This window comes from Paenibacillus sp. FSL L8-0435 (assembly GCF_037965655.1).
Classification (GTDB): Bacteria; Bacillota; Bacilli; order Paenibacillales; family Paenibacillaceae; genus Paenibacillus.
The window spans coordinates 3,003,278-3,030,273 of sequence record NZ_CP150185.1; the positions used below are offsets into that span (position 1 = coordinate 3,003,278).

Here is a 26,996-nt window from a genome sequence, read left to right on the forward strand (position 1 = left end):
AAGAGGAGTCTTTATGAATAAAACCATTTCTGATATCGCTCAGATGGCAGGTGTGGCAAAAAGCACGGTCTCTCGCTTCCTGAACGGCGGATCGGTTAGTGAAGATACACGCCAGAAGATTGAGCGCATTATCAAACAATACAATTATGTTCCCAACACATTTGCACAGAGTCTAAAGGCAAAGAAGACCAGTATTATTGGTACGGTTGTGCCACGTCTTGATTCTTTTGCAACATCCCAGACATTGATCGGAATTGATGAAGAACTGCGGAGTAATCAGTATCAGATGCTTATCGCAAATACGAGTCAGGACATGCAACGCGAGATTGATGCCATCTATGATTTTGCACGACAGAAGGTGTCGGGTATTATTCTGCTGGCTGCTGAAGTGACTGAAGCACATCTGAAAGCAGTGGAGGACATACGTATCCCCGTGTTGTTGGTGGGGCAGCAGCATGAGCAACTACATAGTCTGGTTCACAATGATGACCAGGCAGGTTATGAGATGGGCAGATATGTCGTCGAACAGGGTCATCGCAAGATCGTGTATATGGGGGTTAGCGAGAAGGATCGGGCGGTAGGGATCTATCGTAAACAAGGGTTCCAGCGTGCAATTGCCGAGTGTAGTGGCTGTGAAGTGAAGTATTATGAGACAAGCTTCAAGATGTCGGAAGCCATCGTTACCGCTGAAGCCATTTTGAAAGAAATCACACCAACGATCATTGTCGGGGCTACGGATAATATTGCACTGGGTGTGATGAAGATTGCGTTCTCCAATAAAATCCGCATACCGCAAGATTTGTCTGTTACCGGATTTGGCGGATACGACATTACGGAGATGATTCATCCCACGCTGACGACTGTGAAATATCATTATTTGCAGGCGGGCAAAGTAGCGGCGAATCACATTATTCGTCTAGTCAAAGGCGAGTCGGTGGAGGAACGAACAACACTGGACGTAGAGCTAATTCCTCGAGAAAGCGTTGACAAATTATAAAAACATCCTTTATGATAATTCCATCGAACCGGTTCCACTGTGAATATCCAATGAGGATATGCGAACACGGGCAGGCATTAATGCCATATGGAATTATTTTTTTGCTTTGTGTGGAACCGGTTCCTATATTTTGATTTTCGTATAAGTTATATAAGAAAAAAAACATTTACGGAGAGGGCAGAAAAAATTCGAAGAAACGTAGTGTTCGCCTTTATCACCGGATTTCACCTTTTAGAAAAGGGATCAGGAAATCTGGGGATAACAGCGATCGGAGGATTGTTCTGCCATCGTAGTCCCAGTGTGAAAATTTCTTGGTCTAACTTATATAAGCAAGAATGGAGAACAGCTATGAAAATGACTAGAGAGCAACGCTACAGACGAATTGAGCAAGCGGAGCCTGGAGAGATTGCGAAGCTTGAAGCACAGATATCCGTATGTCCTTGGCGACAAAGTTATCACATTCAGCCGATAACAGGTCTGCTTAATGATCCTAACGGCTTTGCATATTATCAAGGCTATTATCATCTGTTCTATCAGTGGTTTCCACTTGGGACAGAACATGGCATGAAATACTGGTATCATACCCGCTCGAAGAATCTGGTGAACTGGGAAAATGTCGGGATTGGAATTGAACCGGGTGGCAGATATGACTCACACGGGGCTTATTCCGGCAGTGCGATTGAAAAAGACGGCAAGCTGCACTTGCTGTACACGGGCAATACGAGGGATGAGGCTTGGGTCAGACATCCGTATCAATGCCTGGCAGTTATGGATGAAAGCGGTTCAGTAACCAAACTGAATGATCCCGTGATCTCGTCTGTGCCAGCCGGATACACGGAACACTTCAGAGATCCCAAGGTGTGGAAACAAGGAGACACGTATTATGGTGTAATTGGTGCGCAGAGAACAGACGAGACGGGATGTACAGTGCTGTATCGCTCCATTGATCTGAACAACTGGGAGTTTCTTGGTGAAATTCGTACGCAATTAACCTCCTTTGGTTACATGTGGGAGTGCCCGGATTATATGGAGATAGACGGGAGAGGTGTGCTTGTCTTTTCCCCCCAAGGCATAGACGCTGCGGGAGATCATTATCAGAATATTTTTCAATCCGGTTATCTGATCGGTGAGCCGCTCAATCTCCAGACAAGAGAGTTCAATCATGGTGAATTTCAGGAGTTGGATCGTGGATTCGACTTCTATGCTCCGCAGACGATGCTGGCTCCGGACGGAAGACGTATTCTGGTTGGATGGATGGGACTTCCCGATCTGGAATATCCGACAGACGATAGTGGCTGGGCTCATTGCCTGACCATTCCTCGGCAATTGTCAGTCCGAGACGGCAGGTTAATCCAGCTACCTGTTACAGAGATGGTGCAATTGCGTCTGCAAGAGGAAGGGACTCATATTCGCGCAACGATTGACAATGAAAGCCGATCTTTCACTGGTTTTAATGGGATTGCCTATGAGCTGAAATGTGAGATAAGCCCTGTAGATGCAGAGATTGTAGGCATCGAACTCCGGGCAAATGGAACTGAAAAAACGGTTCTTCTGTATGATCGGATTCAGCAGAAAGTTGTCTTGGATCGGACGATGTCTGGTACCGAGCTGGCAGAGCAGAATGGCGTTGTACGACAGTGCACACTTACTGCGGATGTGATTAAGTTCCATCTGTTCGTAGATGCATCTTCAGTCGAGGTCTTTGTAAACGATGGTGAGGAGGTCTTTACCAGCCGCATTTTCCCAAGCCGGGACAGCGTGGACATTCGTTTTTTTTCACACGGAGGCAAAGCTGATTTTGAAGCAGCAAAATGGAATTATTAAGTATTACGTGAGAGGAATGAGATTACATGTCGGAGAATCAACGCATTGCCCAGGAAGTCATTCATGCCATCGGGGGCAAAGAGAATATCGCATCATTTGCACATTGTGCAACACGTCTTCGCATCATGGTGAAAGATAAAGAAAAGATTGATCAGAAAACGGTCGAGAACATCGAGAAGGTGAAAGGGGCTTTTTTCAACTCGGGTCAATATCAGATTATCTTTGGTACGGGAACAGTGAATCGAATCTTTGAAGAGGTTGAGAAGCTGGGCATTGAAGGAACGTCCAAGGATGATGTGAAGAGTCAGGGGAAAAAGGAAGGAAACGCTTTTCAGCGGGCTATTCGCACATTTGGTGACGTATTCGTACCCATCATTCCCGTTCTGGTAGCTACAGGACTGTTCATGGGATTGCGCGGATTACTTACCCAGAATGAAATTCTGGCGTTGTTCGGTGCAACACCTGATGATATTTCGGCCAATTTCCTGTTGTTCACTCAAATCCTGACGGATACGGCTTTTGCATTCCTGCCTGCGCTTGTAGCGTGGTCTGCGTTCCGTGTATTCGGCGGAAGTCCGGTACTAGGTATTGTACTGGGGCTTATGCTGGTCAATCCCGCATTACCCAATGCTTACGCGGTGGCAGATGGATCAGCACAGCCGCTGCATATGTTCGGTTTTATACCTGTCGTGGGTTATCAAGGATCGGTTCTGCCTGCGTTCTTTGTAGGTTTGATTGGAGCCAAGTTTGAAAAGGTATTAAGAAGACGGGTACCTGAGGCACTGGACTTAATTCTGACTCCTTTTATTACGTTGACAGTCATGATTACGCTTGGACTTTTCGCAATTGGTCCCGTATTCCATTCCCTAGAAGAGTGGGTGCTGCATGGAACAACAGCTGTATTGGATCTTCCGTTTGGCATCGCAGGTATTATCATTGGATTCTTCCATCAGATTATTGTCGTTACCGGAGTACATCACATCTTTAATTTCCTGGAGATTCAACTACTGGAGAAAACGGGATTTAACCCGTTCAACGCAATCATCACCTGTGCTATGGCAGCACAAGGAGCGGCTTGTCTTGCAGTCGGTCTGAAGACCAAAAATATGAAACTCAAAGCACTCGCGTTGCCTTCTTCCTTGTCCGCATTTCTGGGCATTACCGAGCCAGCCATCTTCGGAGTTAACTTGCGTTACATGAAACCATTTATTATGGGGCTGGTTGGTGGTGGTGTGGGTGGTTTCATCGCTTCTCTGTTCCATCTGCAAGGTACGGGCATGGCTGTAACGGTTATTCCCGGTACACTGCTCTATCTGAACAGCCAACTGCCGTTGTATATCTTGTCCAACGTGGTTGCCATGGCGATTGCATTTGCACTTACCTGGTTCTTCGGATATAAGGATCAACCGGTCGCAGAAGAAGCGGTGAGCCATGAGAACAGTGGAGTAACATCAACTGAAGTTAAAGCAGAGGACTCTAATCCGCGTCTTAATTCAGTTACCGATGCCGTTACAAGCAATCGTCCTAAGGTAGATTTTCTCGAAATAGCTTCGCCAATGAACGGTACCGTCGTTGCTCTGGAGCAGGTTCCTGACCCGGCGTTCTCGGAAAAACACATGGGTGAGGGCATTGCCATCGAGCCATCAGAAGGAAAAGTGTACGCACCGTTTGATGGTGTCATCGCACATGTCATGAACAAGAGTAAACATGCGGTGATTCTGGAGCATGAGACAGGTGTACAGATGCTGGTTCATATCGGAATTAATACGGTAGGACTGAAAGGAAAAGGTTTTACCGCGCATGTGAATAGCGGAGATCGTGTAACTGCAGGACAATTGTTGATTGAATTTGACATGGATGTCGTTCAGGCAGCTGGTTTTCCTTTGATTACACCCGTGTTGATCCCAAGTGGAAACGAATCGATAGCAACGGTTACAGCAACCTCAACCGGTCGTGTGCAAGCCAATGGGGAAGTGGTACTTGTAGTGAATTTTACTGAGCCACAATAGAGGAGTATAGAGTGGGAAGCGGGGAGAGATTCATCTCACCCGTTTCCCTTTTTTTGTGTACAATCGTATGAAATTAAAGAAACAGATCATCGGTGATCTAAGTAATCCAAGTGAGTTAGCACGCAAGAGAGCACCATTTTACGATTATCCAATCTACGCCCGATGAATTAACAAACTTTAATCGTAATCCTATAGGCCAGCGTGCCGTTTCAGTCGCTCTGCAATCTGCATTAGATCTTCTGCAGATATCCCTGGCGCAAATTCTTCCGGTAGATCAGGCAGCTCAGGCACTGGCCCTCCATACCCCGGCAAGCCTGCAAAAGCCTCCAGTTTACCGCCATCGGTTGGGTGTGTCCCTTTCCAGATCTGGGCAATGCCCTGATAATCCTTGTCGCTGAACGTGTACAACCTGCGGTGCTCACCCTTCGCTTCCCACTTACGTGTCGTTTCAAAAGCTTTGTTATCTAGTCGTGGAATAGGGAACATCTTCGTTACATCCACACCTGTTGCAATTTCCAGTGCCTTGGCATACGCAAGAACGTGCACACCTCCGCGTACAAGCAGGTATCCTGTCATTTCTCGGGCTGTTTTGTTGTCTGTCATTTCGTAGACTCTCATTTTGTGAGTTCTTGCTCCGCATTCAAGAAAGAAGTTATGCAACAGATCAAAGATCAGATTGCCACTGCTCACGACATATGAACCATTCCAGGGTCTTCCCATGGAGTCATACGGGAGCGCTGTCTGAGCCGATTCGATAAAATGTGAAGTCATCCGTGCGTCTTTGCCTACACGTAGCGGGGTAGAGTCCGGGGCGCCTGGTGAAGTGGAACCTTCAAGCATGAGGTTAATCGTATTGGCGACAAGTTCGACATGGCCGAATTCCTCCGCGGTAATACTTGCAACAATGTCATAAAATGGACGCAGCTTGGATCTGCCTCTGAAATTAAATGACTGAAACATATAGTTATTTAATGTTGACATTTCCCCGAACTTTCCACCAAGCAACTCCTGAACTGCACTAGCTCCATTAGGGTCCGGATTATTGGATATGGGTAATTCGATGGCAAGACGGTCTACACGTTTAAACATGACATTTCCCCCTCAATCCTAGTTACTGTAAAAGTATGAAGGGTTACTTGTACGTTATTCGGTCGTTGGTGAAACAAAAAAACGTTCTGCCAGAGCTTAAAGCTCTGAACAGAACGTTAGATGAGTTCTTATTTGGAAGCTACGCCAACAACGCTTGTTCCATTTTTCGTGATTTTGTACGTCAGCACATCTCCGTTCCAGAAATGGAACTTAAGTGTGACTTCGCCATCATTGGTTTCATTGAAGAAGTTAGGTTTCAGTTCAATCACATTACGTTCGTAGTCTGGGCTAAATGTGTAGGAGAATTCTTTGAACGAAGTCCAGTTCTGTGGACCGGCGTTCTCTCCGTTTGCATATGTTGCTTCCATCGTAGCGAGCTGATTGCCGTTAAACGTAGTCGGAATGGCAAATGCACTGGTTGTGCCTGTTGCATCGTTCAACTTAGGTGTGTCATATTTAATGATATTAAAGTTCCAGTCAGCACCTTCATTGAATCCAGCTGTAAGTGTGGCATTTACGCCCAAATCACCAGAGGTTGTCAATTTGGTTAACAGATTGGATTTTAACGTAAGTACATCTTTTTTGATCGTATAGTCTTTACCTCTTACAAGAGGGTTGGTACCATTTTTCAACGAATTGAATTTGTTCCCATGCAGATTGAGTTTTACCTTCTGATCTTGAATGGCTTCATTTTGTTTAAGATATACGAGATCCGTTTCGGCTGTGGATGAACGACCTGTCCAGCTGGCTTTCATGGTATCAAATAATTCCTGATCAGACCAAGTAAAGCTTGTGCGACCGAAGTGTTGTCCGTTATCCCACAACATCGTGGTCATCTGTTTTTGACGCAGATATTGTCCAACAAATTCGAAGAATTTCAGCTTTTCGCCTTGCTCAATCACACCTGTGTGCTGGTCGAAACCAAGCAAGCCATACTCACCGACGATAACCGGAACGCCTTTCGCTGTGAAAGCATTGTATACCCGATCAAATGTGTCGGTAACATCCTTCTGTACTTCCTCGTTATACTTGGTGTAACCTGCGATGTTCACACTGAATGGCCAGAACCCGTAGTAGTGAACGGTTGCAATAATATTGCTGTCATTTAATTTTTGAATGGTCTTATTCAGTTCATCCAGATCAGGCTGAGCGGAAGAGGTATGCATCGTTGGAAGCACAAGTGGACGTGTCTCGTTGTTTCCACCCGAAGTTCTTACGATCTTGTGAAAAGAAGTGTTCAACTCGTCCAGCATGCGATATCCAATCGCTGCATCTGTTGTGCCGCCTTCAGAGAAACGTGGTTCGTTAACACTTTCGAACATGAGTTTATCGGATGCATCTTTGAATTTGTCCGCAATCTGAGTCCAAGCAGCGTTGTAACGTGCAAGCACGTTGTCATGGTCTTTCTCCATGTAACTGATCCAGCGCCAGGAATCATGGTGAAGATTAATCATGACGTAGAGATCCGCATCAAGGGCCCAGTTTACTACTTCTTGAACCCGATTCATGTAAGCGGAATCAATTGTGTAGTTGGGTGCGTCACCGATGTGGGCTTCCCAGGTCACTGGAATACGGATACTGTTGTAGCCCTCATCTGCGATCGACTGAATTAGTTCCTTCGTAATGCGCGGGTTGCCCCAGGCCGTCTCATCTTCACCAACGGCGTCAAGAGAGTTACCCAGATTCCAGCCAGGCTCCATGGCGTTCACGTAGGTCTGCATTTTGCTTGGCGCGGCTGAGGTATTGGCCTGTTCGCTGTTGTCAGTTGCAGCTGAAGCCATAGTAGAGGAGAAGAGAGATAGAATCATGGCGGTCACGAGCGTAAGAGATAAGACTGATTTGCGGTTTTTTTTCATTAATATAGTCTCCTTCGAATAGAGAATGGTTGAACATGAATAGCGGTTAAGCAGGGTGGAAATAGAGTTCAACGCAAACAAAAGTTCACTTGTTTAATACTGGAATCACCACCGATTTATGTACTGAAAGCGTTTTCGTAATTTACTATATCATGATTTAATATTGGACAATACCTGCACAATTGGAATAAAAATCATGTAAAAATCAGTGATTTTGCCATATTAATAGATTGTGTAGTAAGCGTTTATTTCATTGGAAATGAAAATCATAAGGTTGCTTTTAAATGATAATTAGATTTAAATACCCTGGGAGGGATCTAATATGAAACTGGATGCACATCAACATTTCTGGGAATACAGTGTCGCCGAGTACGGATGGATTGGCGAAGAGATGAAAGCCATTCGTCAATCTTTTCTTCCGGAAGATCTTGAACCTTTATTGCTCCAATCAGGACTGGATGGATGTATTGCGGTACAAGCCAGACAATCACTGATAGAAACGGAGTGGCTTCTGCAGCTGGCAGATCGGCATGAATGTATCAAAGGTGTTGTCGGATGGGTGGACCTTTGTTCGGATGACGTTCGGAATCAGCTTGAACTGTTCGCGTCCAATCCATATCTGAAGGGCGTACGTCATGTTATACAGGATGAACCTGATCTGGATTATGTATTGAGAGAAGACTTTCAGCGCGGAATTTCGTTGCTAAAAGAGTATGATTTGGCCTATGATCTGTTGGTATCCAAGGAGCAACTGCCTTATGCCGTTGAATTGGTTAAGACGTTTCCTGAACAGCGATTTGTCCTTGATCATCTAGCCAAACCCGACATAAAATCAGGTATACTCTCACCATGGAAAGAAGCGCTTGAGTCAATGGCCGCACAACCTAATGCGTACTGTAAACTTTCAGGGATGGTGACGGAAGCAGACTGGGCAAATTGGACTCCAAAGGATTTTACAGCCTATGTGAATATCGCCATAGAAGCCTTTGGTGCTGGACGGTTAATGTTCGGGTCCGACTGGCCCGTGAGCAACGTTTCAGCTACGTATTCTGAAGTATACGGTCTTATTAATTCTCACATTAATGCCCTACCTATACCAGAACAACAGATGATTTTTGGCGGCACATGTGCTGCGTTCTATCAAATATCGTAGTGGGCAATCCGAAGCTAAACCGGTTTCAAGAAGTTGACAACTGTTCTGATTCTTGCTAAAGTTTTATCCAATCCGCATAATCAAGATCTGGGAATGTTACCGATATGGGCATAACCTGAGCTGGCTTGTTTACACGTAATCGTGTACCCAGGCTGGTTCGGGTTTTTTCTATTTAAGTTGAACAACCGATTTTACACGAGACGACTGCGCGGCCAGAACAATCTTCCAATCGCTGTTATCCCCAGATTTTTTGATCTCCTTTTTAAAGGGGAAATCCGGTGATAAAGGCGAGTTTATGCTTACGAAGTAGCTTTCCATTGAAAGCTTTTAGCTTCGCTTCTCCAGATTTTTTCTGTCCTCTCCGTTTATGTGTAATTGTGTAGTTAACTTAAATATTTTGTCTTTTTAATATTCTAACGATTTGAGCGGATAGCTGAATTACATATTTGGAAGGAGAATGATGATGACGAATTTTACATTTCCTAAAGACTTTCTGTGGGGTGGAGCCATTGCTGCCAATCAGGCGGAGGGCGCATATCTGAAAGATGGCAAAGGGCTGAGTATCGTTGACTTGCTGCCTACCGGAGAGAATCGCAGAAGTATTATGAAAGGTCATGTTCCGGCTTTTACGCCGCTTGCTACCGAGTTCTATCCTTCGCATGAAGCGATCGATTTTTATCACCGTTACCCTGAAGACATTGCTCTATTTGCCGAAATGGGATTCAAAGCACTGCGTATCTCCATTGCCTGGGCACGGATTTTCCCAACAGGAGAAGAGGCACAGCCCAATGAAGCGGGATTACAATTTTACGATAACCTGTTTGATGAATTGTTGAAAAACGGCATTGAACCTGTGGTTACATTGGCTCACTTCGATGTGCCTGTGCATCTGATCGAGAAGTATGGCAGCTGGAGAAGTCGTGAACTGGTAACTCTTTTCGAGACTTACGCTACAACGGTATTCACTCGCTACAAAGACAAGGTGAAATACTGGATGACATTTAATGAGATCAACATGTTGCTTCATCTTCCATTCCTTGGGGCGGGGCTGGCGTTTAATGAAGGGGATAACATCAAGGAAATTCAATATCAGGCTGCTCACCACCAACTGGTTGCAAGTGCATTGGCAGTCAAGGCATGTCATGAGATTATTCCGGGTGCCATGATTGGGTGTATGCTCGCCGCAGGAAGCTTCTATCCGTATACTTGTAATCCGGAAGATGTGTTCCAGGGCATGGAAAAAGATAGAGAGTCCTATTTCTTCATCGATGTGCAGTCACGTGGGGAATATCCGGGTTACGCCAAACGTTTTTTCAAAGATCACGAGTTGAACATCGTTATGCAGCCGGGTGATGCCGAAATCTTGAAAAATCATACCGTAGATTATATCGGGTTCAGCTATTATTCAAGTCGTACAACCAGCACCGATCCGGAAGTTATCAAAAATATGACCAGTGGTAATGTATTTGGTTCGGTAGCCAATCCATATCTGGCGAAGTCCGAATGGGGTTGGACGATTGATCCCAAAGGGTTCCGTATTACCGCTAATCAACTGCATGACCGTTATCAGAAGCCGCTGTTTGTTGTTGAAAATGGATTTGGTGCCAATGACGTGGTTACTCCGGAAGGTGAAGTGGATGATGCATACCGGATTGACTACTTGAAACGACATGTAGCTGAAATGGGTGAGGCTATTCAGGATGGGGTGAACATCATCGGTTACACCAGCTGGGGACCTATTGATATTGTAAGTGCATCCTCAGGTGAGATGAGAAAACGTTATGGTTACATTTACGTGGACCGTAATAATGAAGGTCAAGGTGAGCTGACACGACTGAAGAAGAAAAGTTTTGAGTGGTACAAAAATGTGATCGAATCCAACGGAACAAACTTGGGTGACGCGTAGTTTATATTTTTCTGAATTAAAATGGTTTTGTACGGCAATAAAACATCGGAAGTTTCATCTATATAAATTGAACTAAACACTTACACAAAACGGAGAATACAGAAAAAAAGCTGGGGATAACAGCGATCGGAAGGTTGTTCTGTCATCGGAGTAGCTAGTGTAAATATTATCTAGTTCAATTTATATAACCATGGGACTTCCGATTGTTCCTGCATTGAAAGCGTTGACATATAGTCAGGTTCGCGCTATACTTGACGCAATTATATCGTTTCTGGGATTGTTACTACACGACGTAGGCAAAACCTAAGCACCAAAAAAAGCAGACCACCATGTCTTGTTTATTTTGTGATGCTTCAGGTTTTTTTTGTATGCCCAAAAGACGATGTATAACTGCCAAGAGAGTGGAACGTGACGGGGGGATTGAAGTGAAAATAGCAAAGGTTATCAACAATAACGTCATTAGCATCTATCAAGCGGATGGAGCAGAGCTTGTGGTGATGGGACGTGGGATTGCCTTTAAGAAAAAGCCGGGGGATAAAGTAGACGAGACCCGCATCCAGAAAGTATTTGCATTGAAAAACAAACAAACATCCGATAATTTCAAAATGCTGCTGCGTGAAGTTCCGATGGAACTGATTGAAATTGTGGAAGAGATCATCACGTATGCGCGTGAGAATCTGGGCCGAAAGCTGAATGAGAACATCTATGTATCCCTTACGGATCATATTAACTTTGCCATCGAACGTTATCGGGAAGGTGTGGAGATCAAGAACGCATTAATGTGGGAGATCAAGCAGTTGTACAAGCCCGAATTCGCACTGGGCATGAAGACGCTGGAACAGATCAACACCCGTATGAATATTGAGCTTCCACCAGATGAAGCCGCTTTTATTGCTCTTCATATTGTCAACGCAGAGATGAACGAAGAAGTTATTACAACGATGAATATTACGAAGTTTATCCAGCAGATTATTAATATAGCGAAATATCATTTCAAAATGGAATTTGATGAGGACTCTCTCAGTTATTTTCGCTTTATCACACATCTGAAGTTCTTCTCCCAGCGTGTGCTCAGTGGTACGCATTACGACAACAACTATGATCATTTCTATGACATGATCAAGGAGAAACATCCGGATGCCGCAGCGTGTACGGAGAAAATTGAGTTGTTTGTCAAAAAGGAATACAACCATGAGTTGACCAATGAAGAAAAATTGTATCTGACGGTTCATATCGAACGAGTGGTTAATCGATAATATTTAAATGTTGACAAAAATGGTTTAATTATAATAATATGTGATTAACAGGAATTGAATACGATTTAACTGGGATTGTTACTGGTTATGCAGGCAAAACCTAAGTCATGAGAAGGTCAGGACCATTGTGTCTCCTTGCTCAAGGCTTAGGTTTTTTGCGTGCAAAAAAATCGGTAAGAGGCCTGTTTGAGAAAAAGTGGGGGTGCAGATCATGAGTCAAGAGAAACTGGCCAAAGAGATTGTAGAACTGGTTGGCGGTGAGAAAAATGTGGAATCGCTGGTTCATTGTGCAACACGATTACGGTTTGTATTGAAGGACGATGCCAAGGCAGACAAAGCCAAACTTGAGAAAACAGAAGGCATCATCGCAGTCAAAGAAAATGGAGGACAATTCCAGGTGGTTGTTGGTAACAAGGTGCCTGAAGTCTATAGTGCCATTGGACAGATCAGTAACATTCTGGACGATTCGTCAGATAAAGAAAAACCTCGCAAAGCAGCCAAAGGACTCGGGGGTATTATCGATATCATATCCAGCATCTTTGCACCACTTCTGGGTGTTATGGCGGGAGCCGGTATTCTAAAAGGGTTATTGTTGATTGCGAGCAATATTGGATGGCTGGAAACGACAGAAACAACATATACGATCCTGTATGCAGCAGCAGATAGTCTCTTCTATTTCCTGCCTCTGTTGTTAGCGGTTACAACAGCACGTAAATTCCAGGGAAATATGTTTGTTGCGATGACGATTGCAGGAGCACTGATCTATCCGTCCATCGTCACGTTGAAATCAGAGGGAACACCAACGGATTTCTTCGGTATCCCTGTCATCTTGATGAACTATTCATCTACAGTTATTCCTATCATTTTAGCTGTCATTGTCATGAGCAAGTTGGAAAAGTTCTTTAATAAAACACTTCACGATAGTGTGAAAAACTTTGTTACACCATTATTTTTGCTAGTGATTATGGTACCACTGACCCTGTTGGTATTCGGGCCATTTGGTGTCTACGTTGGTAATGCAATTGCAGCCGGACTCGTTGCCGCATTTGGATTCAGTCCATTGCTCGCTGGAGCCGTTATGGGTGCAAGTTGGCAGCTGCTCGTTATCTTCGGAATACACTGGGGTCTGATTCCGGTATTTATCAACAACGTTGCCGTGTATGGACAGGATGGCGTTAAACCGGCTGCGACAGCTTCGATCTTTGCTCAAACGGGCGCTGCTTTTGGGGTTATGTTGAAAACCAAGAACAAAAAACTGAAAACGCTGGCGGGATCATCCACGTTGACGGCTTTGTTTGGTATTACGGAACCGGCCATCTATGGGGTAACATTACCACTGAAACGTCCATTCATTGCAGGAGTTATCGGTGGTGCAGTTGGTGGAGCTATCATTGGTCAAGCGGGCACATTGGCATTTGCATCTGGCGCACCGGGACTACTGACCTTGCCAATCTTCTACGGACCAGGTGGACAAGGTTTCCCTGGATTGATTCTGGGTATCGTAGTATCGTTTGTTGTTTCGGCTGTACTGACGTACATCATGGGCTTCAAAGATCCGGTTGAAGAAGAAACAAAAACTGAACCTACTGCATCTGCCGAGCAACCTGCCCGTACAACGAATGCTTCAGACGAAGATGTATTTAGCCCAATCGAAGGAACGATTGTTGAATTGTCGGAAGTTCCAGATCCGGCCTTTGCATCGGGAGCAATGGGTAAAGGGATTGCGATTGAGCCAACTGTGGGCAGAGTCGTAGCGCCTTTTGATGGTACAGTTACCGTTGCATTCAAGAAAAAACATGCCTTGGCTGTAGTGTCAGACACCGGTGCTGAAATATTAGTTCACGTGGGAGTAGATACCGTTAAATTGGATGGGCAACATTTTGTTTCCCATATCAAGGAAGGCGATCGGGTCCAAGCGGGAGATCTGTTGCTTGAGTTCGATATTGCACAGATTAAGGCTGCTGGTTATCATACGGTAACGCCGATTATAGTAACGAATTCTGCCAACTACGAGGAAGTAATTCCACAGGCTACCGGACAGGTTAGTAGCCAAGAGCTTCTATTAAAATTAAGTAGCGGTAATGGTCAGGAACATAAGTAGATTGATGCTGATGTACTAATCCGATGGTGTCGTGTTTTCATGGTTCCGTTGACATGGTGGAATTGGAAAATTATAATTGGAGTTGTACATCTACATCTATACATGTTAATGAAAGGTGGATTATTGAACATGACAAATGCGATGAGATTGCGCTTCCTTCCTTTGAATCGGTAATTGAATACGTTCAAAGGCTCTGACTATTGGTTCAGAGTAAACGGGATCAGTCTGTCATTTTCAATCATCCTGACCTTAAAATAAGTGTTATACTCGCTTTCCCGTTTACGTTGAATCACAGGCCGTGGCCTGTGATTCTTTGTTTTTTTTCTTCTGATTATCTTAATCAAGTAAATAATTAGGTAAAGGCGCTCAATACAGACTACTGGAGGTAACCGCTATGATGACGTTACTGTTCTATTGATACGAGCTGGCACGATAAGCTCGTATCGATAGAAGCGTGCTTCGCTATCGATACGAAATAAATCTTATTTCGGAGGTAGCGAATATGGAAAAGATATGTTTTGAGTTAGAACAGGTTGAGATGACCTATATGGATAAAACAATACTGAACATTGAGCGACTGGCTGTGCATCAACTGGATCGCATTGGTGTAGTAGGTGGGAATGGTCAGGGTAAAAGTACATTGTTGAAACTCATTGCGGGACAGATCCAGCCAACAGCCGGAAAGGTAAAACGTCATGCTGAGTTTGGTTATTTGGAACAAGTGGAACCACCCCAGTCTAACGAAAGTATTGAAGTTGACGGGGCTTTACTGAGTAAATTAGCCATACCTCAACACGACCAAGCATGGAGTGGCGGAGAACAGACCCGTTTAAAACTGGCTCAAATGTTCACCCATTATCATGAAGTACTGTTACTGGATGAACCAACAACACATCTGGATCAAGAGGGCATTACATTTTTGCTGGATGAATTGCGTTATTACTATGGGGCGCTTGTGCTGATCAGTCATGATCGTGCGGTTCTGGATGAACTGGTGACCACGATCTGGGAAATCCATCAAGGTGAGGTTCACGTATATTCTGGCAACTATAGTGATTATCAGGCACAGAAAAGGCTGGAGCGTGAACAACAAAACCAGGCCCATGAGCAGTTTTTCAAGGAGAAAAGGCGATTGGAGCTGGCCGCTCGGGAAAAGATGAAGAAAGCCGAGAAAATAACGCAGGCCGGAAGCATGTCCAAAAAAGAATCCAAGGCAAAAACAAACCGTATGGTTGAAACAAAATCCAAAGGCACCAGTCAAAAAGCGGTGCACCGCGCAGCTAAAGCGATTGAACAGCGAATGCAACAACTTCACGAGGTAAAAGCGGTGCAAGAGGATCGTCCTATGATCTTCCGTCAGCCAAAGACACTGGAGCTGCACAACCGATATCCAATTATGGCAGATCGCCTTACACTGGAAGTGGAAGGTAACGTATTGCTGGAGGATGTAAGTTTTCAGGTTCCATTAAAACAAAAAATAGCGATAACCGGAGCCAATGGCAGCGGGAAAAGTACATTGCTTAACCATGTTTTCCATGCTGGAGATCACATCACAATGTCTCCAAAAGCGAAGCTCGGTTATTTTCAGCAAATGAGCTATCGATTCACAACAAAAGAGACCGTATTACAATTTCTGAAAAATCGTTCAGATTATGAGGAATCAGAGCTCAGAAGTGCGTTGCATGCGATGCAGTTTACAGGTAATGACCTGCTGAAGAATGTTGGGACATTAAGTGGAGGAGAAGCGATTCGTCTTCAATTATGTCACTTGTTTCTTGGACAATATAACATTCTATTGTTAGATGAACCGACGAATTTTCTTGATATGCATGCATTGGAAGCGTTGGAGCGTTTTATCAAGGCCTATGAAGGGACAATTCTGTATGTATCTCATGATCAGAGGTTTATTGGAAATACAGCGGATCAACAATTTCAGATTACAGAGCGTCAATTAATTCAGGTGAATATATAAGTTGAACTAAAGAAGATTTACACGGATCACTCTGATGACAGAACAACCTTAGAGGAAGAGAAGTAACGAAAACCGCCAAAGTGATTTTGGCGGTTTCGTCGTTTTCAAAGATAGGCAGATCAGTTACCTTATATAGCTTCTATTAAGAATCCGCTTTTATAACCGTGGAATGCAGGTTACCTGTGAGACGTTGAGGTGGGAAAACCATGCGCACGGGCGCAATGATGATGGCAGCAAATACAGCTTTGATCAGATCCCCAATTATGTAAGGATAAAACCCTTGAATCATGGCCTCAGGTATGTCCATTTTGTAAGCATAGGCAAGCCAAGGGACCCCCGAGACATACACGAGCAGTGAACCAAATAGTTCAAATACAACAAAAGCGAGTATGAATCCTGTTACACCTTTGATGTTGATTCGTGCAAGCAACAATCCAATCAATAATGCGGAGAACGGCCACATCATCACATATCCTCCGGTAGGTCCAAGAAGTACTGCAAGTCCTCCGGTCCCGTGCAGCAAGGGGAATCCAAGAGCGGTGAGCAGAACAACCATCGTGACACTTAGAAAACCATAGAGTGGACCAAGTAATCCTCCGGCCAGCATGACAGCCAAAGTTTGTAATGTTATTGGTACTGGGGAGAAGCCAATGGGAATGCTTATGTAACCAAAAAGTACTAAAATTGCGGCCATAAGTGCGCTGAATACAATGCCTCGCAAAGATAATTTCATGTTTGAACAATCCTCTCCATTTTGGTAATATGATTGTTAACCAATTAAATAAATGTGGTTAACGATTAGGATCGTACCACATAACAATAGAAAGGGAAAGGACTAATTTACGATGCAAGGCAACCTGCCTATAATTACATTAGAAGATGTTCGAGTGCATTATGCTTCCGAAGGTAGTCAGGTGAGGAAAGCACTGGACGGGGTTTCACTTACGCTGCACCAAGGAGAATGGATTAGTATTGTAGGAGCGAATGGCAGTGGGAAAAGCACACTTGCTGGACTACTGATCGGATTCATTCCGCTATCGGGAGGGGTACGGAATATCTCGGATGAACTTACTGTTCGGGGTGTACTGCAGCAACCGGATGCTCAGGTACTTGGCGATACGATTGAAGAGGAGTTTCATTTTGCGCTGTCACCATTAATGGAATCTGTAGAAGAGCAATTGGAGCGCAGGCAGGATGCATTACATACCGTAGGACTTCAATATCCCCCGGAGAAGGCGGTCTCACAATTATCCGGGGGACAGAAGCAACTGCTTAATATTGCTGTAGCGCTCGCAGCCAAACCGGATATATTGATTCTGGATGAGCCAACAGCCATGCTTGATCCAGGAGCAAGAGACCGTATCGAGGCCATCGTTCAGAAGATTACCCAGCGGGGGACAACGGTGATCTGGATTACACACCATCTGGAGGAAGCAACCCTGTGTGATCGAATCATTGCTATGGAGAGGGGACGTTGTGTGTACAACGGGACGCCGGAGTCCTTTTTCTATAAAACAGAGTTGAATGAGAAGGCTACTCGGGAAAATGTACAGCTATCTCCCTGTGAACGCTTAGGGTTGGACCCTCCTTTTACTGTAAAAACTGCGTTATTGCTCAAGCAAAAAGGTATGATGCCAGAAGCCATGCCACTGCGACCTGAGCAACTGGCCAAGGAGGTCGCACGTTGGAGATCAAGCTAACCAATATACGCATAGAAGCATCGGAATCGGGCAAACGTGCACTGCTTGAAGATGTGAGTGTACAGTTGAACAGTGGGGAAATCACCTTGCTGCTGGGCTGCACGGGTTCAGGAAAAACGACTTTATTACAGACGTTGGCTGGTCTGAGACCGCCCGATGCAGGAAGTATCACATTAGATGGCACACCTTTATGGAAAGAAGGAAAAGTGCCGCAGTCGATTTTATTGCAAATGGGACTATTGTTTCAATTTCCGGAACAACAACTGTTTGCCCGAAGTATTCAGCGTGAATTCACATATTCTCTGCGTCCCTATCGACTTTCAGAGAAACAGCAACAAGAGCAGATCACAAAAGCACTGAACCAATGGGACCCGCCAGTATCTTCGGAGTTGGACCGACGTTTTCATCTGGACAGGTCGCCATTTGCTCTAAGTGGGGGAGAGAAGCGCAGGCTTGGACTTGCTCTCGGAAGTGTGACCAATCCACACTGGCTTCTGCTGGATGAGCCGAGCGCAGGGTTGGAAGCGCAAAGTGTCGGGCTTCTGCTGGATGTATTGGAGCAACATCGTCTGGCAGGTGGTGGTGGCGTGGTAGCAACCCATGATCTGGATACATTCTTGCCTTGTGCGGATCGAGTATTGTTGTTGCAGGAAGGCCATCTAATCGCAGATCTTACGCCGAGAGAACTTCACAAAAGGCCTGAACTGCTGGAGCAGACAGGGATCGGACTGCCACCATCGATGAGACTGACACAGCAGTTTAGAGCAGCGGGTCTTGAGCTGCCATTGACCGCAATGACGCCAGAAGAGATGGCTGAATGCATTGTTCAGTCTACGTTAGTTGAGGTGGGGATTCAGGACGGATCGAAAGAAGCATCAGGGACGGTAACGATGGAAGTCAAGAGCGATGCAATGAAGTATGAAAAAGAAGCACAGATAGCGTCGTCCATTAAAACGGAGGATGATCCGAAGCTTCTTCCGAACACCTTGACTCATTCGGGGGGATTATATGGCGTCATGGACCCGCGTCTGAAATGGATTTTGTATATTTTGCTGGTCACCGCAGCTATGCTTCAACAGCGATGGCTGGGATTGACATTAACACTGGTGCCGGTAGTAGCAGCACTTGCCGTGCTCCCGCGTCAGACTTTGGCTGGATGTATGAAGTTAATGAAGCCATTATTATTCTTTTTCATCATATCAACGGCCTTATCTGGGACAACTCTTTCAACAGAGGGAGGAGGTCTGCACTTTGGCTTTTCCCTGATGCAGGCGGAAGGCACTTTGCTGAATGTGTATCGTTTGTTTATCGTCACAATGGCAAGCCTTTGGTTTTCGTTGACGACACCTTATGGGCGAATGGTAGAGGGGCTTAACTGGGTACTCGGTATCAGTAAAAAGATCAGGTTGCCCGTAGCTTCGTTTGCTCTAGCTGTAGCGTTAATCTTTCGATTTATCCCGATGATCTGGAGTGAGTGGCAGCGATTCTCACTGATCGTACGGGCACGTGGAAAGGCAGCTTTAAAACCAAATACCGTTCGAATTCGTGACCTGGGTCCGATGGTGATTCCCTTGTTAATGGCACTGTTCCAACGTGCGGAGGATATGACCATTGCGATGGAAATGCGTAAAGTTAGAGAGCACTCTATGCTCGGAGGACGTTCATCATTATTGGCATGGTCCAAACGTGATACCTGGATTAGCATGGCTGGCCTCATTGTTTTTGTACTATTGATATGGATTCGCCAATTGTGATGGCGATGATTAACGTGATGGATCCGGTAATGGAACAAAACCTAAACGCAGTGTTTTCCAAAGATCATGCATAAATGCGTTTGTCCTCGCTCACAATAAGTGGACGTTGGTCATCTGAAGTGGATCAGGAGGGATAAGCGATGAAAGATAAGTTTTTGCGAGAAGAACGGCAAGAATATACCGATGTGTCTACGGTGGAGTCGCAGCGAAACGATATCACACTCGAAGAATTCCCGGAGGGCCCTTACGGTTCATCTTTACTATCCGAGTCTCTTGGGAAAAGTTCTCCGTGGCGGGTGGACCAGCGGTCTGCACATCGTTTTGACTATGAAAATCATGAGCTTCACGAGGGAGACGTAAGGGATTATCCAGGTCAGGATGTTTTTGACGAAACGGTTCCGGATAACGTGTCCAAGCCTCAATATACGGAAGAATCGTAAAGGGATTTTGATATAAATTAGAGCGTAGCCTCCGACAGGTTTTATCCTGTTCGGGGGTTATTTTCGTTGTGTTTAATGAAAACAAATCTCCTCCAATTCCACATTATGGGTTATCATGTTTGTAGCTCGAAGTAAATTTGGTGGTATATGCGGGGGGACTTGGAATGAGAGAGATCGATTATAGTCAATATTTCTGGCAGGATGATAAGATCAGATTACGTGCTTTGCGTGAAGAAGATTGGGAGGATCATTATTATAACCGCTTTGATACACCTGCCCGTCGGTTATTGGAGTGTGCAGTAGAGTTGCCGCCAACCCATATTGAAGCGAAGAGTTTCACGGAAAACTTCTCTGATTTTTCTTTAGCCAAAGGACGGATCATGTTTACAATTGTAAATATGGATGGTGAAAATGTCGGAGGTGTGAATCTGAACAGCATTGATGAGAGAAACGGTACCTTTAGCATTGGCATTCAAATTGACAGGGATCATCGAGGAAAAGGATACGGAACCAGAGCCGTTCGAATCTTGCTAAAGTATGCCTTCTTCGAGCGCAGGCTCAATAAATTTAATGATTATGTACTCGAGGGAAATGAACCTTCCGCAGCAATGATGAGAAAACTTGGATGTGTCCAGGAAGGTGTGCGTCGCCAAGTGATCTATACGGATGGAAAATACCAGGATCTGATCCTCTTTGGTTTAACCAAAGACGAGTTTATGGAAAAAGAGGGCCTTGTTTGAAGTAAAGGCTAATAAGGTGTAATTAAGTGTGTAGTAGGAGGAACTATGAACCAACCCATACTAACCGATGAATTAATCATCGATTGCAAGGATATTTATTTGCGCGAGTATCGAATTGAAGATTTAGAGAAACTGCAAGAAATTACGTGGCAACCTGAGGTGTATGAATTCCTACCGGGATGGAATGCTACGATTGAAGACAGGAGCCTGTGGCTCACCGAATATGAAATCCCTGAGAATCAGCGTTTTAAACAAGCTGTGATGGCGGGAGGGTATATCGGAGAGTTATATTTACGAATGGCTATCATACTTAAAGAAAATGACGAGTTTATCGGATGGTGTTGCTCGGGGATCAAGGAGGAACTGCCAGCTCCCAATAGGGAGATTATGTATGGCATTTCCAAGCATTACAGAAATCGTGGTTACACAACGCAGGCAGTGAACGCAATGACGGAGTATTTGTTTGAACATACAAATGTAGAAGTGTTAAATGCCATCGCTTTGACTACCAATCAAGCATCCAATAAGGTGATACAGAAATGTGATTTTGAACGGGGCAGTTCGATTGTGATCGAAAATGGAAAGTATAACCATTACCACCTGCGTAAGCAACAAGGCCAATTTTAATAGAACGTAGTCCCTTAGAGAAGTGCTATAAAATGAAAGTTTCGGATCAGGTTAGACAGTTATTGGTCTGGCTGTCTGATCTTTTTTTTGTTTATTTTAAGAAGCTACTGAGGAAACCTTGTTAGGATACGTGCTCCCTTACATAAATGCAAAAGTTTAATCTATCGCATAAGGCTTATATTAATAATTTTCCCCTCGATAATAGCGCTCCAGTTTGTTATCCAAATGAACAAGCTGCGCTTTTTTCTCCTCGATATCATTCAGCAACTTTTGCTTTTGATCCTCAATCAGCTTGGTTCTTTCCTTCAGCGTGGAGGTTCCTTCATTGACCTGATCATAATACTTTTTGATGTCTTCCACACTCATCCCAGTTTCGCGAAGACATTTGATAAAAACCAGCCAGTTCAGATCATCCTCCAAATAAAGACGGTTGTTCTGCTCATTTCGTGCAGCAGGTTTCAGCAGTCCCTTTCTTTCATAAAAGCGGATCGCTCCAATGGAGATTTCAACTTTTTTCGCTACTTCTCCAATCGTTAACATGTTAATCCCTCTTTTTATAAAAATAATTTGACCTACACTAAGTGTAGCATAGTAACTTATACATTGTTAAATATATATCAAATTATGGAAAGAAGGATTCGCATGAAAAAGACTGTTTTTGTAACCGGAGCAAATAAAGGAATTGGATATGAAATCGTCAAGCAGTTAGGTGAAGCAGGTTGGAGAGTTCTCCTCGGCGCACGTAGCGTTGAACGGGGTGAAAGAGCTGTTTCCGAGTTAACTTCTAGGGGGTTAGATGTAGAATTTGTACAGATCGACATGTGCGACTTGAAGAGCATTGAGCAGGCAGCCGATACGATTCAGAAGACTTATCCCGCAATAAACCTTCTGATCAATAACGCGGGTATGCCGGGTGCTTTCTCTCATTCCTTCACGGATACAAAAGAGGAAGATCTGCGGAACGCCTTTGAAGTGAACTTTTTCGGCACCTTCCGTTTGAATCAGCGATTGTTCCCGTTAATCAAAGATAATGAAGGCACAATCATTAATGTATCAACCGACATGGCTTCTCTGCATCATATGCAAAATGAGGAATCTACTTTAAATGCCTTCGACTATAATTCATCCAAAACGGCCAACAGTGCCATGACACTTTCGATGGCTTATGAAGTCAAAAACAGCAGGGCGCAAGTCTTCGCGGTAACGCCCGGATTCACATCAACAGATCTTAATGGCAATGCCGAAGGCGGTAAATCAAAAGAAGCCGGCGCTGCGATTATTGTGCGCTATGCGACGGATGGTAAACGCCATAATGGGGAGTTCCTAGATGAGAATGGCGTATACCCTTGGTAGTCCGCCGTTGCCAAAAGCAACGATAGAACAGGATGAATTTTAGCGTGTATCTTCAAACTCAAACTCATATTCAAACTTAGGCGAGCTATACGATGATGGATACCAAGGTCTCAAAAGTCTTGAGGTCCAAGATGGCTGATCCTGACGATTGGGTAGACAATTTTCTAACGAACATAGGACGTCTTATTGGCCTTTCGGTACGTTTCTTAAATTGTAAGGAACATCAGACACGCTATTTCCCGAAATACCCTTAGAAAAACGCAGTAAACGGCTGTTTATGGACCTATGTCAAAAAAGTAGACACTACGCTGCGGATTTGTCCGTAAATTGCATCGCAAAACGAGCAGGGGAAAGATACCCTAGCGCGCCATGCATTCGCTTGCGGTTGTAATAGAACTCAATGTACTGGTAGATGGCAGTATAAGCCTCTTCCGGCGTCTTAAAACGAGGGCTGCAGTAAATGAGTTCCTTCTTTAAAATACTGTGCCATGACTCAATACAGGCGTTATCATAACAGTTTCCTCGGCGGCTCATGCTTGATTCCATTCCGTATGATTTTAGTTGCTCCACGTATTCTTTTGACGTGTATTGAGAGCCGCGATCCGAGTGATGGAGTAATCCCGGAGCGGGGCGTTTGGCCTTGTAAGCATCCTCCAGTGCACCTACCACCAAACTGGTTTCCATATGGTTATATAGACGCCAGCCTACAATTTCACGTGTGCACAAATCCAGAACGCTGGCGAGATATAGACGACCTCCTCGGCAAGGAATGTAGGTGATGTCGGTAACCCATACCTTATTCGGTTTGGACGTTTTAAATTGCTGATTCAGCGTATTTGGCGCAAGGGGATGGTCGTGTTTGGAATCCGTAGTCTGAACGCGATATTTGGGCATGACCACAGAACGTAGATTCATTTGACGCATATATATACTGACGGTACGGGAAGAGATTCGCAACCCTTCTAAATGGAGCAGATACGTAATTTTAGGGCTTCCACACCGCATCTGGTGGTCGTAAAAATGATACCGAATACGCTTCATGACCTCGTCTTTACGGTTCTGCCGCATGCTGGTTCGGTCCATTCGCCATTTGTAATATCCGCTCCGTGATACTTGAAAGGTACTGCACATCTTCTCCAAAGAAAACTCGGAGCGATGATCTTCCACAAACTGAAATCTTAGCTCTTTGGTTTGCTGAAGATGTGCACTGCTTTTTTTACAATCGCCAGTTCTTCTTGTGTATCCGCAAGCGTGTGATCTTTCTCTTGAAGCAACCGGCGCATCTCTTGAAGCTCTGCTTCCAGTTCCTTCACTCGATCTACGCTGGCAACAGGCTCATGTTTTAGTTCGCGGTACTTACTCATCCATTGGTGCAACGTACTTTTTGGAATGTTGAGTTCTTCTGCCAAATCTCCAAGTGTCTTCGTCTGCTCTTGAATGAATTTGACCGTTTGTTTCTTGAATTCTTCGTTATATCGTTGCCGCTGTTCTCCCATGTGGACACCTCCGTTAGTCTTATTATCCTTCCGTCCGTTAACGGGTGTCCACTTTTTATTCTAGCTCCATTATTCTAATATAACGTGGCTCAGGTTCATTAGATCTCTGCGGACGCTCCAAATGCTTGAATAAGACGTCTCAGATTCATTAGCCTGAAAGCCTGAAACCAATTGAGCTACTACTCTACACTCTATTAATCGGATACAAAAAGAATCCCCCTTTCATTCCTCAACCGAGATGAGAGGGGATTCGTCATGCAATGAAAAGCCGGAATTAAAATGGAAGAAAAGCAGCATTTGGAGCTTGACTAGAGCTTGAGTAATGATCAAGTAGATCTTACGTAGAGCTGCTTATAGCCAACCTACTTGGAGGCTGCGCTCAGTCTAGACATCAGCCTTATACAGCGGCAGCAATATCATAAATTCCGTTCCCAGGCCTACCTGACTTTGTACCGTAACTTTCCCACCATGCGACTCCACAATCGAGCGGGTAATGGCTAGGCCGAGACCTGCGCCACCTTGTTTGCGCGAACGAGAACTGCTTGTGCGGTAAAATCGTTCAAAGATATGGGGCAGATGTTCAGGTTCAATGCCTGTGCCATTATCCTTCACTGATAATTCAGCTTTATGGTGCGTGGCATACAACGTTATGGAGATGGCTCCATGCTCAGGATCGGTATGCTGCACCGCGTTATGGAACAGATTCAGCACAACCTGTTTCAGTTTGTAAGGGTCAGCAAGTACATACACTTCAGCCGTCAGATCAAGATGAATGGATCTTTGCTGAGCCATCATGGCGAGTTGTGGCTGCATTTCGAGCAGCAGACTGTCTAGCTGAATGACCTCCCGCTCCTGCTTTGGAGCCTGATCGAGCTTGGTTAGTAACAGCAAATCTTCAACCAGCTTGTTAATTCGTACCGATTCGCCGTGCATGCTTTCCAGTGCTTTATACAATTGATCTTGATTGGTCGCTGCACCCCGTTGTAGAACTTCAATGAAGCCGTGAATGGAGGTGAGTGGGGTACGAAGCTCATGAGAAGCATCAGACAAGAAACGCTGCATCTGCTCTTTCGATTCCCGCTCCGCTTCAAACGAGTTCTCCAGCCTTTCAAGCATGCCATTGAATGAAACTGCAAGCTGATCCACTTCTTCTTGTCCCTGAACGACGGGAAGGCGTTCTGCGAGACTTCCTGCATCGATCTGCTGTACTTTATTCACCATGTTGGACAGGGGAACCAGCGTCCGGCGTAATACCTTAGTGTATAGAATAAGACCGGCTACCATGGCCAACAGCGATAACATGAGGAAGATTAGAAGCTGTTTAATAATCAAGTCTCTCAGTGGTTTCGTAGCCGTGCCCATCTGGACCATTGGTAAACCGCGATTGCGTGGACCGGGTGAAGCGAATACAATCAATTGGTCATTCCCTTGGCTATCCGTGACGATCCGGTAGGGAATGTGTTTTTGTTCTTTCAATTCATCTGTAATGTCCTGATATTCAGCGGTTGATAGTTGAGGGGCTTTCAGACCATCTTCTCCAAAAACATCCTCGAACGTACCTTGGTTATCAAACAGGGCCAGTGAACGGTCAGGAATAAACAGCACCCGATTACCAGACCCGTTTCCTGCCTGTCCACCAAAAGGATTGTTGGAAGAGCCATTACGTGACTGGATTCCGAGCCAAACCGGGGGCATGGACATGAGCTGTTCTTCCATGGTTTTTGCCTGATTCCGGTAGAGAAAGCTTTCCATGATCCAGAATTGCAGGATACCGATTAACAATAGTAACCCAGCAAGCACGAACAGTGAACGTGAGAGCAATTGAGAACGTAATGAACGAGGCCATATCCATTGGTGCAGACGTCTTAAACGAAGTTTATTTTTCTTAGGCAGCGAGTTCATCAGAGATCCACCCTGTACCCGACACCTCGAAGTGTGCGGATGAGTTTATGCTCTTTATCCCCGAGTTTGTCGCGCAAGGAGCGAACGTATACCTCCACAATATTTTCTTCCCCGCCAAAATCGTAGCCCCACACCCGACTCAAAATGGTCGCTTTACTCAGTACAATCCCATGATTAAGCACAATGAATTTTAATAGTTCGTATTCGGTAGGAGATAGCACCAGGACCTGATTCTGATAGGTGATTTCTTTGCGCTGATCATCAATTCGGAAGGGACCGTGGGTGACGGCTCCTATTAATAAAGGAAATTGATTACGCAGTCTGGCCTGAATCCGGGCGAGCAACTCGTCGAAGGCAAAGGGTTTGACCATGTAATCGTCAGCACCTAACCAAAGGCCCTTAACCCGATTCTCGACTTCGTCCTTCGCTGTCAGCATAATTACACCAACCTCGGCACCGGTCTTACGCAGACGCTCGACCACTTCGAATCCATCCATCTCTGGCATCATGACATCCAAAATAGCCATATGTGGCCAGAATTCAAGCGCCAACTCAAGCGCAGCCGCTCCATCGGGTGCGGTGCGCACATCGAAGCCCTCATTGCTTAATCCCAATTCTAGAAATTGTAAAATATGTGGTTCATCATCAGCCAATAGTATTTTAATTCCGCTGCTAAGCTTCATAATGTTCCTTCTCTCCTTGCCTGATCCATCTAGATTTCTCCCTCAATTGCGAGGGACTGTATGTTGTATTATCGCTTGCCAAACTGAAATTTAGCTGAAAGGATGGTGAATTATCCTCAGACAACATTCAGCGGGTAC

22 protein-coding genes are annotated in these 26,996 nt (G+C 44.9%); 14 read left to right on the plus strand and 8 right to left on the minus strand.

Annotation, left to right across the window (positions count from 1 at the left end):
• Positions 1–13: 13 nt before the first annotated feature.
• From NST33_RS13175 to NST33_RS13185, 3 genes are all read left to right on the plus strand, one after another.
• A complete protein-coding gene (locus NST33_RS13175) occupies positions 14–997 on the plus strand; it encodes a LacI family DNA-binding transcriptional regulator (protein WP_221819545.1) in 984 nt (327 codons plus the stop codon).
• 348 nt (positions 998–1,345) lie between these two features.
• Positions 1,346–2,821, plus strand: a complete 1,476-nt coding sequence (locus NST33_RS13180) for a sucrose-6-phosphate hydrolase (protein WP_221819544.1) — start codon at positions 1,346–1,348, stop codon at positions 2,819–2,821.
• A 26-nt stretch (positions 2,822–2,847) separates the two neighbouring features.
• The gene (locus NST33_RS13185; RefSeq protein WP_221819543.1) at positions 2,848–4,830 is read left to right on the plus strand and encodes a sucrose-specific PTS transporter subunit IIBC; all 1,983 of its coding nucleotides are present in this window, start codon (positions 2,848–2,850) and stop codon (positions 4,828–4,830) included.
• Between the two features lie 189 nt (positions 4,831–5,019).
• Here NST33_RS13185 and NST33_RS13190 read toward each other — a convergent pair whose 3' ends face one another.
• The gene (locus tag NST33_RS13190) at positions 5,020–5,919 is read right to left on the minus strand and encodes a manganese catalase family protein (protein WP_101313990.1); all 900 of its coding nucleotides are present in this window, start codon (positions 5,917–5,919) and stop codon (positions 5,020–5,022) included.
• Positions 5,920–6,047: 128 nt separating this feature from the next.
• Positions 6,048–7,775: a cellulase family glycosylhydrolase gene (locus NST33_RS13195; RefSeq protein ID WP_339308175.1), complete on the minus strand. Its 1,728-nt coding sequence runs from the start codon at positions 7,773–7,775 to the stop codon at positions 6,048–6,050.
• Between the two features lie 322 nt (positions 7,776–8,097).
• Here NST33_RS13195 and NST33_RS13200 point away from each other — a divergent pair, with 322 nt between their 5' ends.
• From NST33_RS13200 to abc-f, 5 genes are all read left to right on the plus strand, one after another.
• Positions 8,098–8,928: an amidohydrolase family protein gene (locus tag NST33_RS13200; RefSeq protein ID WP_339308177.1), complete on the plus strand. Its 831-nt coding sequence runs from the start codon at positions 8,098–8,100 to the stop codon at positions 8,926–8,928.
• A gap of 463 nt (positions 8,929–9,391) precedes the next feature.
• Positions 9,392–10,834, plus strand: a complete 1,443-nt coding sequence (locus NST33_RS13205; protein ID WP_339308686.1) for a 6-phospho-beta-glucosidase — start codon at positions 9,392–9,394, stop codon at positions 10,832–10,834.
• Between the two features lie 425 nt (positions 10,835–11,259).
• Positions 11,260–12,090 (plus strand): PRD domain-containing protein, encoded by an 831-nt coding sequence (locus tag NST33_RS13210; protein ID WP_339184701.1) that lies wholly within the window; start codon positions 11,260–11,262, stop codon positions 12,088–12,090.
• 211 nt (positions 12,091–12,301) lie between these two features.
• Positions 12,302–14,191 (plus strand): beta-glucoside-specific PTS transporter subunit IIABC, encoded by a 1,890-nt coding sequence (locus NST33_RS13215; RefSeq protein WP_339308179.1) that lies wholly within the window; start codon positions 12,302–12,304, stop codon positions 14,189–14,191.
• Between the two features lie 502 nt (positions 14,192–14,693).
• The gene (gene abc-f, locus NST33_RS13220; RefSeq protein ID WP_339308181.1) at positions 14,694–16,163 is read left to right on the plus strand and encodes an ABC-F type ribosomal protection protein; all 1,470 of its coding nucleotides are present in this window, start codon (positions 14,694–14,696) and stop codon (positions 16,161–16,163) included.
• A gap of 142 nt (positions 16,164–16,305) precedes the next feature.
• On the opposite strand, the gene NST33_RS13225 is transcribed toward abc-f, so the two are convergent.
• Entirely contained in the window at positions 16,306–16,896 is a 591-nt protein-coding gene (locus NST33_RS13225) for a biotin transporter BioY (protein WP_221819537.1), read from the minus strand.
• A 112-nt stretch (positions 16,897–17,008) separates the two neighbouring features.
• Between NST33_RS13225 and NST33_RS13230 the strand changes: the two genes are divergently transcribed.
• The 5 genes from NST33_RS13230 to NST33_RS13250 all read left to right on the plus strand — a co-directional run bounded on the left by NST33_RS13230 (position 17,009) and on the right by NST33_RS13250 (position 21,424).
• Positions 17,009–17,863 carry an ATP-binding cassette domain-containing protein gene (locus tag NST33_RS13230; RefSeq protein WP_221819536.1) on the plus strand — a complete coding sequence of 285 codons (855 nt, stop codon included), beginning with the start codon at positions 17,009–17,011 and terminating at the stop codon, positions 17,861–17,863.
• The gene (locus NST33_RS13235; RefSeq protein WP_339308183.1) at positions 17,848–19,617 is read left to right on the plus strand and encodes an ATP-binding cassette domain-containing protein; all 1,770 of its coding nucleotides are present in this window, start codon (positions 17,848–17,850) and stop codon (positions 19,615–19,617) included. The genes NST33_RS13230 and NST33_RS13235 overlap by 16 nt, the downstream gene beginning before the upstream one ends.
• A gap of 140 nt (positions 19,618–19,757) precedes the next feature.
• Positions 19,758–20,057, plus strand: a complete 300-nt coding sequence (locus tag NST33_RS13240; protein WP_036608432.1) for a hypothetical protein — start codon at positions 19,758–19,760, stop codon at positions 20,055–20,057.
• A 164-nt stretch (positions 20,058–20,221) separates the two neighbouring features.
• On the plus strand, positions 20,222–20,797 hold the full coding sequence (locus NST33_RS13245) for a GNAT family protein (RefSeq protein WP_339308185.1): 576 nt from the start codon (positions 20,222–20,224) through the stop codon (positions 20,795–20,797).
• A gap of 45 nt (positions 20,798–20,842) precedes the next feature.
• A complete protein-coding gene (locus NST33_RS13250) occupies positions 20,843–21,424 on the plus strand; it encodes a GNAT family N-acetyltransferase (protein WP_339308187.1) in 582 nt (193 codons plus the stop codon).
• 180 nt (positions 21,425–21,604) lie between these two features.
• Here NST33_RS13250 and NST33_RS13255 read toward each other — a convergent pair whose 3' ends face one another.
• Positions 21,605–21,964 (minus strand): MerR family transcriptional regulator, encoded by a 360-nt coding sequence (locus NST33_RS13255; protein ID WP_076249478.1) that lies wholly within the window; start codon positions 21,962–21,964, stop codon positions 21,605–21,607.
• Between the two features lie 102 nt (positions 21,965–22,066).
• On the opposite strand from NST33_RS13255, the gene NST33_RS13260 reads away from it, so the two are divergent.
• A complete protein-coding gene (locus tag NST33_RS13260; protein WP_339308189.1) occupies positions 22,067–22,777 on the plus strand; it encodes an SDR family NAD(P)-dependent oxidoreductase in 711 nt (236 codons plus the stop codon).
• 303 nt (positions 22,778–23,080) lie between these two features.
• On the opposite strand, the gene NST33_RS13265 is transcribed toward NST33_RS13260, so the two are convergent.
• The 4 genes from NST33_RS13265 to NST33_RS13280 form a co-directional block, all read right to left on the minus strand.
• A complete protein-coding gene (locus tag NST33_RS13265; RefSeq protein ID WP_339308191.1) occupies positions 23,081–23,944 on the minus strand; it encodes an IS3 family transposase in 864 nt (287 codons plus the stop codon).
• 11 nt (positions 23,945–23,955) lie between these two features.
• Positions 23,956–24,273 carry a transposase gene (locus tag NST33_RS13270; RefSeq protein ID WP_074094933.1) on the minus strand — a complete coding sequence of 106 codons (318 nt, stop codon included), beginning with the start codon at positions 24,271–24,273 and terminating at the stop codon, positions 23,956–23,958.
• A gap of 384 nt (positions 24,274–24,657) precedes the next feature.
• Positions 24,658–26,175, minus strand: a complete 1,518-nt coding sequence (locus NST33_RS13275) for an ATP-binding protein (RefSeq protein ID WP_339308193.1) — start codon at positions 26,173–26,175, stop codon at positions 24,658–24,660.
• Entirely contained in the window at positions 26,175–26,858 is a 684-nt protein-coding gene (locus tag NST33_RS13280) for a response regulator transcription factor (protein ID WP_339308195.1), read from the minus strand. The genes NST33_RS13275 and NST33_RS13280 overlap by 1 nt, the downstream gene beginning before the upstream one ends.
• Positions 26,859–26,996: the final 138 nt, after the last annotated feature.